Here is a 12,416-nt window from a genome sequence, read left to right on the forward strand (position 1 = left end):
CGGAGGTGTGGGATGCGGTGTGTGGGCGCACCCGCACCCTGGGTACGGAAACAGTCGGTCCCGACGGGCCAAAAAACGTCGGGAGCGTGGTGTGATCGTGAACACCGTGTTGCGCGGCTCCGTAGTGCTGGATACTGCGGGCAGCCGCCCCGGTGACCGGTGCCGGACGCGGTGAGCTGGAGGGGACGGTTCGCGTGAGCGAGATACCAGCGAAGGCCAGGTCGTCCGAGGGTTCCTCGGACGCGGAGTCGGCGCCGCAGGCGAGCCGGGCATCCGGCGACGGGAACACGCCGAGTTCCCCTCCTGGCGCCCGACCCGAGCAGGCCGACGTCTGGCAGTCGAGCCCGCCCGGTTCGATCTACGACTACATCAAGGTCGCGTCCTTCTCCATCGGGCCCGACGGGCTGGTCGAGCAGTGGAGCCGGCGGGCCGCGCAGCTCTTCGGGATCGAGCCCGGCGCGGCCGTGGGCAAGGACCCCATCGAGGCCTTCGTCCCCGCCGATCTGCGCGAGCAGGGCCACCGCAAGATGGCCGAGATCCTGGACGGGCGCGAGTGGACGGGCGTCGTCCCGTTCCGGATGCCGCCCACGGAGGGCGAGGACCCGGCCGCGGCCGAGCGGCGCACCGGCTTCGCCGAGGTGTACGTCATGCCGACGACCACCGAGTCCGGCGAGCGGGCCGCGCTCTGCATCGTGGTGGACGTCCAGACGCTCCGGCACATCGAGACCGACCTCGCCGCGTCGCAGGCGATTTTCGGCCAATCCCCTTTCGGCTTCCTGCTGTTCGATCTGGATCTCAAGGTCCAGCGGACCAACCGCACGTTCGCCGCGGTCTTCGGCGGCCAGGACGACGACCACCGCGGCCGCACCGTCCACGACTACCTGCCGCGCCACGAGGCCGACCGGGTGCAGGGTGCGCTGCGCCGGGTCATGGAGAGCGGCGAAGCCGTCACCGACATGCAGCTCGTCGGCCCGGCGCCCGACTCCGCCGAGCGGCGCCACTGGTCCATCAACCTCTACCGCGTCCACAGCGGTTCGGGCCGCCCGATCGGCATCGCGGGGCTCGCCACCGACGTCACCCGCCGGCACGCCGCCGCCCGCGAAGCCGCGCACGCCCGCCGCAACCTGGCGCTCCTGAACGACGCGGGGGCCCGGATCGGCAACTCGCTGGACCTGGAGACCACCGCCCGCGAACTCCTCGACGTCGTCGTCCCCGGCTTCTGCGACCTGGCCTCCGTCGACCTGTACCAGGGACTGCTCGCCGGTGACGAGACCGCGCTCAGCCGGCACAGCCTCGCCGACGGCAGCGGCGAGCTGCGCCGGGTCGCGGCCGCGAGCGCCGTGGCCGACGTCCCGTTCCTCGGCCTCGGCGGCGAGGTCCCGGTCAGTGTCGGCGCCGTCCATCGCTTCACCTTCAACTCGGCCTGCGCGGACGCCCTGCGCACCGCACGGCCCCAACTGCTCCCCGCCGAACCGGGCGGCCTCGTCCAGTCCACCCTCGCGGTGCCGATGGTCGCGCACGACACCGTCGTCGGCCTCGTGCAGTTCTCCCGTACGAAGGGCAGCGAGCCCTTCAACGACCGGGACAGGTCCCTCGCGGTGGAGCTCGCCGCGCGCGCCGCGGTCTGTATCGACAACGCGCGCCTGTACCGCCGCGAGCACGAGCGCGCGCTGATACTGCAACGGTCGCTGCTCCCGCCCGACAACCCCGAGGCGTCGGGCCTCGACATCGCCTGCCGCTACCTGCCGGGCAACGCCGCGACGGAGGTCGGCGGCGACTGGTTCGACGTCATAGAACTCCCGGGCCACCGGACCGCGTTGGTCGTCGGTGACGTCATGGGGCGCGGGCTGCGCGCCGCCGTCGCCATGGGCGAACTGCGCACCGCCGTGCGCACCTTGGCACTGCTCGACCTCGAACCGGCCGAGGTGCTCAGCGCGTTGGACGAGATCGCGCGCGGACTCGGCACCCCCGGCGGCGTCCAGCAGGCCACCCGCACGGCCCGCACCGCGAACTCGTTCGGCGGCGAGGACCTGTCCGAGGTCTACCTCGCCACCTGCGTCTACGCGGTCTACGACGCCGTCACCCGGCGCTGCACCTTCGCCAACGCCGGCCACCTGCCGCCCGTCCTCGTCGAACCGGGCGAGGGCGCCCTGATGCTCGACGTGCCGCCCGGCATGCCGCTCGGCGTCGGCGGCGAACCCTTCGAGGAGGTCGAGGTCGAACTCCCGGAGGGCGCGCTGCTCGCCCTCTACACGGACGGCCTGGTCGAGTCCCGCGACCATCCGCTCGACGAGGGCCTGTCCGCCTTCCGGGCCGCGCTCGACGACCCCGCACCGGCGCTCGAGGACGTCTGCGACCAGGTGCTCAACGCCCTCGACACCCGGCACGGCGAGGACGACATCGCCCTTCTGATGGCCCGCGTCCAGGGCCTGCCGGCCGAGAACGTCGGCGACTGGACGCTGCCGCGCGAGCCCAAGTCGGTCGGCCGTGCCCGCGAGTTCACCCGGGCCCAGCTGGTCGACTGGGACCTCGAACAGCTCGTCGACACCACGGAGCTGCTCGTCAGCGAACTCGTCACGAACGCCCTGCGGTACGGCGAGGGCGACATCCGGCTGCGCCTGCTCCTCGACCGCACACTGGTCTGCGAGGTGTGGGACGCGGGTCTCGTCCAGCCCCGCCGCCGCCGCGCCCGCGACACCGACGAGGGCGGCCGCGGCCTCCAGCTCGTCGGCCTGCTCAGCGCCGCCTGGGGCTCGCGGCGTACGCCGCGTGGCAAGACGGTGTGGTTCGAACTCCCGCTGCCGGATGGAGAGTCCGGACTCGTCGACCCGACGGAGGCCCTGCTCAGCCTGTTCTAGCTGCCTTCGCTGCCTCAGTTGTCCTAGTTGTCCCAGCTGTTCTGGCAGTCCCAGCTGTTCTAGGAGCCGCTCTTGAGCGCGGCGAGCCGGGCCTCGACCTCGGCCGCGTCGCCGAGCGAGTCCAGCTGCTCGAACTGGGCGTCCAGGGACGACTCGGCCAGCTCCTGCTTGCCGAGCGCCTTCGCCTCCTCGCGGCGCACCTTCTCCTCGAAGCGGTTCAGATCGCTCGTCGGGTCCAGGACGTTGATGTTCCTGGCCGCGTCGAGCATCTGGTTCTGCGCCTGCGCCGTCTTGGCGCGGGCCACCAACTGGTCCCGCTTCGACTGGAGTTCGATCAGCTTCGTCTTCATCCGGTCGAGCCCCGACTTCAGCTTGTCGACCACCTCGGTCTGCGCGGCGATGGTCGGCTCGGCGTCCCGCGCCTCCTTCTCCGACCGCAGCTGCCGACCCAGGGCGACCTTCGCGAGCCCGTCGAACGTGTCGGCCTCCGCCGTGCTCCCGCCGGCCCGCAGCTCGTCGGCCTTCTTGCTGGCGGCGAGCGCCTTGGTGCCCCACTCGGCGGCCGCGTCCACGTCCTCCTTGTGGTCCTGCTCCATCATCCGCAGGTTGCCGATGGTGGTCGCCACCGCCTCCTCCGCGTCCCTGATGTTGTCCGTGTAGTCACGGATCAGCTGGTCGAGCATCTTCTGCGGATCCTCGGCACTGTCGAGCAGGGCGTTGATGTTCGCCTTCGCGAGCTGCGTGACCCGGCCGAGAATGGTCTGCTTCGTCATGGTCAAGTCCCTTGATCTGTACGGATACGGACGGACAGGAGCTGCGCGCCCGGGGGAGGATCGTGGCGTCAGAAACGCCCGCCACCGCCGCGGCGGCCGCGGGTCCCCCCTCCGCCGAAGCTGCCGGGCCCGCCCCCGCCGAAGCCGCCCCGGCCGCCCCCTCCGCCGCCCCCGCCCCGACCCGCGCCGCCCAGGATCTGGCCGAGGATGATGCCGCCGAGCACCGCGCCGCCGGTCCCGCCACCGCCGCGCCCGCCGCCCCCGTACGGATTGCCGTACGCGCGCACGTCCCGCTCGGCGAGCGACTGCGCCTGCCGGGCCAGGGCGTCGGCCTGCTGCGCCTCGCCGAGCGCGGCCGCCGGATCGCCCTCCGCGGCGGCCTGCGCGGCGGCCAGGTGGCGCTCGGCCTCCGCGAGCCGGGTGCGGGCCTCGCTGCCGACGGCGCCGCGGTGCGTCGTGACGAAGTCGGCGGCCGCGCCGGTGCTGCTGCGGGCCGCGAGCAGCGCCTGACCGAGGAGGAGCGGGCGCGCGTGGTGCCGGCCTCGCGTTCCCGGGCCGCCGCGAGGGCCTCGTCGAGCGCCGTGTCGGCCTCCTCCACGCGGCGCAGCGCGTCGATCGGGTCGTACGGGCCCGTCATCTCCTTGCGTACGTCGGCGACCACCGACTCGGCGCGGGCGATCCGGCCGCGCAGATCGGCCGTGGAGACGCCGTGCGTGGTGCCGGTCAGCAGCCCGCGGGCGTCCGCGAGATCGGCCTCGGACTCGGTGAGCGCGGTCGGCAACTCGGCTTCCGCCTCGGCGAGTTCACCGGCGAGACGGTCGACCGCGGTGACGAAGGTGCCGGCCTGGTCGACGGCGCCCTCGGCGGCCCGCAGATGGACGGCGGCCTCGCCGTTGTCGCCCGCGTCGACCGACTGACGGGCCTGGTTGAGGTGGGTCGTGGCGAACACGAGCCGGTCCTTCGCCTGCTCCACGTGGCCCGCGACGGACAGCAGCGCGCCGGGCGCGTACCGCGTACCGAGCTCGGTCAGGGTGTTCTGGGCGGTGCTGGTGCGCGCCGCGAGCTCCCGGAAGGCCCGCTCGGCGTGGGCGAGCGCCTCGGGCGCCGTCCGCTCCAGGGCGCGCAGCCGGTCGAAGTCCGCGGACTCCGCGTCGAGGCGGCGCTGCGCCTCGCCGCACCGGCCGACGATCTCGTCGAGCATCCGCCGCTTGGTCGCATCGTCCTCGGGGAAGGCGTCGTCGAGCTGCTGGCGCAGCTTGAACGCGGCCGTGAGCTCCGCCTGCGCGAACGCGAGCGCCGCGCCGAACGGCTCGGCCGTCTCCTCCCCGAACTGCGCGGTGGCGAAGCCGAGTTCCTCGGTGCTGGTGCGCACCGCGTCGTCCGTCTCCACGAGCAGCCGCCGGGCCTGCTTGTCGAGTTCGGGCAGTGGCGTGACGGGCGACCGCCCCCAGCCGCCGCTGGTACCGCCGCCGGGCGTCGTACGGCTGGTCATCCGCTTCTTGCGCCGTGTGTACGAGTACGCGGCCAGCGCCCCGGCCGCGCCGACCGCGATCACGGGGAGCGCCAGGTCGCCGGCGCCGCTGCCGCCGTCGTCGTCCGTGCTCGCGGCCGGGTCCGCGGCGCCCGGCGTGACGGTCGGCGTGGGCACGGGCCGCCCCGCGACGACGGCACCGATACCGTTCGCGGCGCCGATCGCGCCGCCCGCCCAGTCGTTCTTGCGCAGCGCCGGTTCGACCGCGGTGGCCGCGATGTCCTGGATCTGGGCGTCGGTGAGCCGGGAGTCCTGGTCGACCGAGAAGGCGTACTGCCGGTCGTGCGTGGCGACGGCGAGGAGTACGTCGTTGAGTCCCAGGCCGTTCTTGTCGGCCGTGGCGTTGGCCCAGTCCTGCGCGGAGCGGCCGGAGAAGTCCCGTACGTACGTCACGAACAGCTGGATGCCCCGGCGGTCGTCGAGGTTCTCCAGGGCGTCGGCGGTGACGTCCTCGCGGTCCCCGAGGGCGTCCACCGTGTCGGTGATCTGCCCGGTGCGGGAGAGGGTGACCGGGTCGTCGGCGCGGGCGGAGGCCACGGGCAGCAGCAGCCAGAGCAGCGCCGTCAGCGCGGCTGCCGCCGTCCGCACGGCCAGGGCGGGCGGTGTACCGGCGGGCGTCACACTTCGGAGCGTATGTCCGAGGGGAAGGTGCCGCGACCGGGGCGCCCCCACAGCGCGCCCGGCCGCGGCACCGGTTCAGGGGTTCTTCTGGTGGAGGCGGGGCGGGCGCGTATCAGGGGTGCGCCGGCCCCGCCTCTGCCCGGGACCGAGGGGGTCAGGGCCCGTGGTCCCGGACGGGTATCAGGGGTCTCGGAGGTGTCCGAGGCGTCGGGGGACGGGCGGGGCCGCCGGGTCAGAGGCGCGGCAGGACCCGCTCGCGGCCCAGGCCGCCGAGCCAGTGCGCGGCGGGCTTGGCCGTGCGCTCGAAGGTGCCGGGCGCGACGGAGATCAGCCCGAAGGTCGCCTTGTACGTGCCCCACTCGTAGTTGTCGAGGGCGCTCCACGCGAGGTAGCCGCGGATGTCGATGCCGTCCTCGATGCACGCGGCGACGGCGTCGAGCGCGCCCGCGTAGTAGGCGATACGGCGGTCCTCGTCAGCGGTGGCCATGCCGTTCTCGGTGACGATCAGCGGGACGCCGGGGCCCACGAGCTCGGCGGTGTGCCGCAGCGCGTACCCGACGGCCTGCGGGTAGTACTCCCACTGCGTCAGCGTCCGCTCGGCGTCGTCCGGGGCCGGTACGGGACCGTCGACGCCGATCTTCGTGCGGGTGTAGGACTGCACGCCGATCCAGTCGTCGCCGCGGGCCGCCTCGATGAAGACGTCCTCGCGCGGCGCCCGGTAGGCGGCGGTGACGTCCTCGGCGCCGGGCAGCGCCTGGTAGACCTGGTTGGCGACCGTCCAGCCCACCTGGATCTCCGGGTTGATCGACCGCACGGCCCGCACCGCGGCGTGGTGCGCGGCGATCATGGCGTGCGTCGTCTCCTCGTCGGGGAACGGCAGACCGGCGGGCGGGAAGCCCTGCTCACCGCGCTTGGCGAGACCGGCCATCACGGCGACCATGTTCGGCTCGTTGATGGTGCACACGTGGCTGACGCCGTCCGCGATGATCGGCGCGCACTCCTCCACGTAGCGCGCGAAGAGCTCCACGGCGCCGTCGGCGGTGAACCCGCCCAGGTCCTCGAACCACTGCGGGATCGTGAAGTGGTGCAGCGTCACCATCGGCCGCAGGCCGCGCGCGAGGGCGCCTTCGACCATCCGCCGGTAGTGCGCGATCTCGGCCTGCGAGAAGTGGCCGCGGGCGGGCTCGATGCGTGCCCACTCGACGCTGAACCGGTAGTCGGTGAAGCCGAGTTCGGCGAGCAGGTCCATGTCCTGCTCCCAGCGGTGGTAGCTGTCGCAGGCGTCCAGGCTCGGCTCCTGGATCTTCGCCGCCGGGTCGTGCTCCTTGCGCCACCAGTCGCTGTTGACGTTGTTGCCCTCGATCTGGTGGGCGGCGGTCGAGGCGCCCCAGAGGAAGCCGTCGGGGAAGGGGAGCGCGGCCGTGCGGGCAGGGGGGAGCGTCATGATGGTGATGCCTGTCTTTCTGCGTACGTGTGTGGGGGCCGGTGCGGCTTACTTCATGCCGGCGGTGGCGATGCCCTGGGTGAAGTGGCGCTGGAGGACCGCGAACACGACGAGCACGGGCAGGACGACGAGCAGGGAGCCCGCCATCAGCATTCCGTTGCCGCCGCCCACCGTGCGGTTGGGGTCGTTGGCGAACGTCGCGAGGGCCACCGGGAGCGTGTACTTGTGGGGGTCGTTGGTCGCGATCAGCGGCCAGATGAAGTTGTTCCACGACCCGAGGAACGTGAAGATCGTCAGCGTCGCGAGGGCGGGCTTGACCAGCGGAAGGACGATCCGCCAGAAGATGTACCACTCGCCGGCGCCGTCCATCCGGGCCGCTTCGAGCAGCTCGTCCGGGATCGACTGCATGAACTGCCGCATCAGGAAGACGCCGAAGGCACCGGCCGCGAAGGGCAGCACCAGACCCGCGTAGGTGTCGAGCAGGTTCATCTGGTTGATCAGCACGAACAGCGGCAGGACCATCAGGTTCGCCGGCACCATCAGCGCGGCGAGCACGACCCCGAAGACCTTCGAGCGGCCGGAGAAGTTCAGCTTCGCGAGGGCGTAGCCGAGCATCGAGCAGAACAGGAGATTGCAGACGGTCACGAGGACCGCGACGATCACCGAGTTCAGGAAGTACTGCGGCATGTCCAGCTGGTCGAGCAGGTCCCGGAAGTTCTGCAGGGTCCACTCGGACGGGATCCACACCGGCGGGCTGGCGGTCAGGTCCTTCTTGGTCTTGAAGGCGCTCAGCGCCATCCACAGGAAGGGCGTGGCCATGACCAGCAGGCCGAGCGAGGCGACGACGTAGAGGAGCGGCTTGCGGGCGCGGCCGTTCCCGCGGCGCGTGGAGGTGACGGCGCTCATTTGGTGTTGTCCTTCATCAGTCGGAGCTGAAGCACCGTGATGGCCATGATCACCACGAAGAGCACGTAGGCCATGGCGCTGGCGTAGCCCATGTTGAAGAAGCTGAAGCCCTGCTTGTACATGTCGAGCGACACCGTCAGCGTGGAGTCGTTCGGACCGCCCTGGGTCATCACGAAGGGCTCCTCGAAGACGTTGAGGTAGCCGATCGTGGTGATGACCGTGGTGTAGAGCAGCGTCGGACGGAGCAGCGGCACCGTGATGCGGCGCAGCTCCTGCCAGGCGCTCGCCCCGTCGAGGCGGGCGGCCTCGCGGACCTCGGTCGGGATGGCCTGGAGGCCGGCGATCATCAGGACCATCACCGTGCCGAGGTTGCGCCACACCGCCATCAGGATCAGCGAGGGCATGGCCCAGGTCTCCGAACCGAGGAAGTCCGGTGCGGTGAAGCCGAGTTCGTCGCCGAGCCCGGCGATCAGGCCGTCCGTCGGGTCGAGCACGAACCGCCACACGATCGCCACGGCGACGATCGTCGTGACCACGGGGGCGTAGAAGCCGACGCGGAAGAACGTGCGGGCCCGCTCGATGCCGTTGTTCAGCAGGATCGCGACGAGCAGCCCGAGCCCGATCGTCAGCGGCACTCCGACGACGACGAAGTAGGCGGTGTTGAACATCGCCCGCAGGAACTGGTCGTCGCCAAAGAGCTTGGTGTAGTTCTCCAGGCCGACGAAGTTCGCTTCCAGCGGGCGTCGGACGTTGCGCTGCCCGAAGTCGGTGAAGCTCATCACGAGCGTCGCCACGATCGGGAAGAGCATGAAGACGCCGAACAGCGCGAGGAACGGGGTCGAGAACAGCCAGCCGGCCAGGTTCTGCTTGCCCATCGAGCGCTTCTTGCGCCGTCCCGCCTTGCCGCTGTCCGGGGCCTTGACGGCCCCGGAGCGCGCGCGGGTGGGTGTCGTGGTGGACATGGTGTGCCCTTCGGACTTCCTGCGTGTGGGGGTTGCTGCCGTGACCCGCGGCTACTTCTGGATCAGGCCCTCGATCTGCGACTGCGCCTCGTCGAGCGCGGCCTTCGCGGAGGTCTTGCCCTGGGCGGCCTTCTCGATCGCGGCGTCGATCTTCGACGTGATCTCGGTCCACTTGGGCTGGGACGGCGAGACGCGCGCCGACTCCATCTGCGTCTTCCAGACCTTCATGTTCGGGTCGGTGGCGAGCTCGCCGGACTTCCAGGCGTTCACGTTGGCCGGGAGGTCCTTGGTGCGCTCGAACCAGTCGCTCTGCCCCTTGGCGTCGGTCAGGTACTGGATGAACTCCTGGGCGGCGGCCTTGTGCTCGCTGTCCGAGGAGACCGCCAGGGACGAGCCGCCGGCCATGGAGGCGGAGGTCTCGTCGGTGGGCACGTTGGCGATGGCCCACTTGCCCTTGAGGTTCGGGTAGTTGTCGTCGAGCAGACCCATGTGCCAGGGGCCGCCGAAGAACATCGCGACGTTGCCGGTGTTGAAGTCCTTGGTCACGTCGTAACCGGGACGGACCGACTTCGCCGCGAGGCCGTCCTTGAAGTAGCTGGTGTAGTTCTCCAGCGCCTTGACGGCCTTCGGGCTGTTGGCGACGGCCTTGCCGTCCTTGGTGACGATCTCGCCGCCGGCCGAGTACAGGAACTGGTAGAAGCTCTGCACCGAGTCGAGGCCGTTGGGCTGGATCGACAGGCCGTAGCGGGAGCCGGCCTTCTGGTACTTCTCCGCGGCCTGCTTCAGCTCGGCCATCGTAGCCGGGGCCTTGTCGATGCCGGCCTTCTCGGCGAGGTCCGTGCGGTAGTAGAGGACGCGGGTGTCGACGTACCACGGGACGCCGTACGCCTTGCCGTCGTACTCGCCCTGCTCCCAGCCGGCCGGGAAGTAGTCCTTCTCCTGGAAGGTCTTGGTGTCGATCGGCTCCAGGGCGCCCATGTCGGCGAACTCGGTGAGGTAGCTGCCGCCCATCTGCATCACGTCGGGCAGCTTGTTCGCGGCCGCGGCGGCGACGAGCTTCTGGTGGGCGACGTCCCAGCCGATCGGGGTCACCTTCACCGTGATCTTCGGGTTCGCCTTCTCGTAGTCCTTGGCGACGTCGGCGAGCTTCTCGCCCTCGGTACCCATGGCCCAGACGGTCAGCGTCTGCTTCGCGTCGGCCGCGACCGAGTCGCCGCCGGAGCCGCCGCAGGCGGTGAGAGTCAGCGCGGACGCCAGGCTTACGGCGATCGCGGCAGTGGTGGCACGGCGGTTCATGGACGGCTCCTCCTTGAGCGGACCCCGGATGTATGCGCTGTCTGTAAGCGCATACATAACTCTGTGCCAGGTGCCTCTGATGTGGCAAGAGGGGTCTTGGTCACACTCCCGTAACAGGAGAGGCGGTGCACTCCTTCGAGAGTAAAAGAGACATTCCGTTTTCAGTCGGGCCACCTCGGAAGAATTGGCCTGTACCGGGTGTGATCTCTGACCTAGGGTCGCGGCCATGACAGCGTTCACACACGAATTCCCGTTCGATCCGACCTACGGCTACACGCTCGATGACCTGCTCGCCGTGCCCGCGCCGAACGACGCTCCGGCCGACTTCGACGCGTTCTGGCGGGGCCGTCACGACGCCGCGCGGCAGGTGCGGACCCGTCCCGAGGTCGGGCGGCTCGTCGAGGAACGGGACGGCGTGCGGATCTTCGAGGTGACCTACGACTCCGTGGGCGGCGTCCGCCTCGGCGGGTGGCTGGCACTGCCGGCGGACGGCCCGGCGGAGCACGGCTTCGTCATCGGGCACGGCTACGGCGGCCGCGACCAGGCCGGACCCGACGTGCCGCTGCCGCTGCCCCGGTCCGCGGCGATCCTGCCGTGCGTGCGGGGCATGGTGGAGCGCGGTCTCGTCGACGGAGTGCCGTCCACCTCCGCCGAGCATGTGCTGCACGGGATCGAGACGCGTGAGACGTACGTCATCGGGGAGTGCGTCGCCGATCTGTGGTGCGCGGCGAGCGCCCTGCTGGAACTCGTCCCCGAGCTGGGGGAGCGGGTGGCCTCGGGCGCGGGGCTCGGCTACCTCGGGGAGAGCTTCGGGGGCGGGCTCGGGGCGCTCGCGCTGCCGTGGGACGAGCGGTTCGCGGCCGGGGAACTGACGGTGCCGACGTTCGGGAACCATCCGCTGCGGCTGACCCTGGACTGCATCGGGAGCGGGGCCGCCGTCCGGCGCCATCGGGAGACGCACCCCGAAGTGGTCGACGTGCTGCGGTACTTCGACGCGGCGACGGCCGCCACGCGGATCGACAAGCCGGTGCTGGTCGCCGCCGCGCTGTTCGACCCGTCGGTGCCGCCGCCGGGGCAGTTCGCCGTCCACAACTCGCTCGGCGGGGCTGCGGAGTTGATGGTGCTGGAGGCCGGGCACTTCGAGTTCCCGGGCCTGGCGGCGGCGTCGGCCGAACTGGCCGCCGCCAAGGGGGAGTTCTTCGCGCGCGTGCTCAAGTGACCTGACCTGGCGCGGGCCCGGGGCCGACCCGGACGGCGGCCGGAGGGAGGGGCGATCACTGCCCCTCCCTCCGGTGCGTGAGTGAGGGCGGCGGGGCGGATGTCACATTCCGGGGCGCTGGACAGTCCCTGATGCGAAACCCTTCGCCGGGTGCGTATCAGGACGTCCGCGTCCCGGGCGCATCGGGCCTCAACTCGCCCCGCCTCACGGAAAGATCACTCGCATGGAGACCCTCCGGTACGTGCTCCTCGTCTTCCACCTCTTCGGGTTCGCCGCGATCATGGGCGGCCTGTTCTACCAGCTGCGGGGGAAGGACCCGGTGACCGGCGGCTACATGGTGAGCAGCGCGGTGGTTCAGCTCGTCACCGGAGCGGGACTCATCTGGACCCGCGCCACCCTCGACCTGCCGATCCCGCACGCGAAGATGGGCGTGAAGCTGGCCCTGGACGTCCTGGTGGCGGTAGTGGCACTCGTGGGCATGCGGAACAAGCAGGCGTGGGCCTTCTACGGCGTCGGGGTACTGACGGCGGCGGCGACCGTGGTGGCCGTGGCTTGGAAGTGAGCGGCTTGGGCGGTGGGCCGCCGGGGAGCGGACGGCGTGCGGGCGGGCGGTTCCGCCGCCGGGCACGCTGCGAGCGGTCGGCTTGGAAGAGGCTGCGTGGGTACGGGCTGCGTGGATACGGGCTGAGTAGAAGCGGGCCTCGCGGATACGGGCTGAGTGGAAGCGGGCCGCGTGGAAGCGGGTCGCGCGGATACGGGCTGAGTGGAAGCGGGCCGCGTGGAAGCGGGCCGCCTGGATACAGGCT

8 protein-coding genes and 1 pseudogene are annotated in these 12,416 nt (G+C 71.3%); 3 read left to right on the plus strand and 6 right to left on the minus strand.

From position 1 onward, the window contains the following. Positions 1-194: 194 nt before the first annotated feature. Positions 195-2,858 (plus strand): SpoIIE family protein phosphatase, encoded by a 2,664-nt coding sequence (locus tag V2W30_RS25630; RefSeq protein WP_425244595.1) that lies wholly within the window; start codon positions 195-197, stop codon positions 2,856-2,858. A gap of 59 nt (positions 2,859-2,917) precedes the next feature. On the opposite strand, the gene V2W30_RS25635 is transcribed toward V2W30_RS25630, so the two are convergent. The 6 genes and pseudogenes from V2W30_RS25635 to V2W30_RS25660 form a co-directional block, all read right to left on the minus strand. Further along, positions 2,918-3,631 carry a PspA/IM30 family protein gene (locus V2W30_RS25635; RefSeq protein ID WP_338700127.1) on the minus strand — a complete coding sequence of 238 codons (714 nt, stop codon included), beginning with the start codon at positions 3,629-3,631 and terminating at the stop codon, positions 2,918-2,920. Between the two features lie 68 nt (positions 3,632-3,699). Continuing rightward, positions 3,700-5,750 (minus strand): annotated as a pseudogene (locus V2W30_RS25640) (TPM domain-containing protein). A gap of 265 nt (positions 5,751-6,015) precedes the next feature. Further along, entirely contained in the window at positions 6,016-7,227 is a 1,212-nt protein-coding gene (locus V2W30_RS25645; RefSeq protein ID WP_338700128.1) for a glycoside hydrolase family 1 protein, read from the minus strand. A 48-nt stretch (positions 7,228-7,275) separates the two neighbouring features. After that, on the minus strand, positions 7,276-8,133 hold the full coding sequence (locus tag V2W30_RS25650; RefSeq protein WP_338700129.1) for a carbohydrate ABC transporter permease: 858 nt from the start codon (positions 8,131-8,133) through the stop codon (positions 7,276-7,278). Continuing rightward, complete coding sequence (locus V2W30_RS25655; RefSeq protein ID WP_338700130.1) at positions 8,130-9,095, minus strand: sugar ABC transporter permease; 966 nt, start codon at positions 9,093-9,095, stop codon at positions 8,130-8,132. Before V2W30_RS25655 ends, V2W30_RS25650 begins: the two co-directional genes overlap by 4 nt. 51 nt (positions 9,096-9,146) lie before the next feature. Beyond that, positions 9,147-10,391 (minus strand): sugar ABC transporter substrate-binding protein, encoded by a 1,245-nt coding sequence (locus V2W30_RS25660; protein ID WP_338700131.1) that lies wholly within the window; start codon positions 10,389-10,391, stop codon positions 9,147-9,149. 226 nt (positions 10,392-10,617) lie between these two features. On the opposite strand from V2W30_RS25660, the gene V2W30_RS25665 reads away from it, so the two are divergent. Further along, positions 10,618-11,610, plus strand: coding sequence for an acetylxylan esterase (locus V2W30_RS25665; protein WP_338700133.1), 993 nt, complete (start codon positions 10,618-10,620; stop codon positions 11,608-11,610). 223 nt (positions 11,611-11,833) lie between these two features. After that, positions 11,834-12,172, plus strand: coding sequence for a hypothetical protein (locus V2W30_RS25670; RefSeq protein ID WP_338700134.1), 339 nt, complete (start codon positions 11,834-11,836; stop codon positions 12,170-12,172). Positions 12,173-12,416: the final 244 nt, after the last annotated feature.

Source organism: Streptomyces sp. Q6 (assembly GCF_036967205.1).
In the GTDB taxonomy this organism is placed as follows: domain Bacteria; phylum Actinomycetota; class Actinomycetes; order Streptomycetales; family Streptomycetaceae; genus Streptomyces; species Streptomyces citrinus.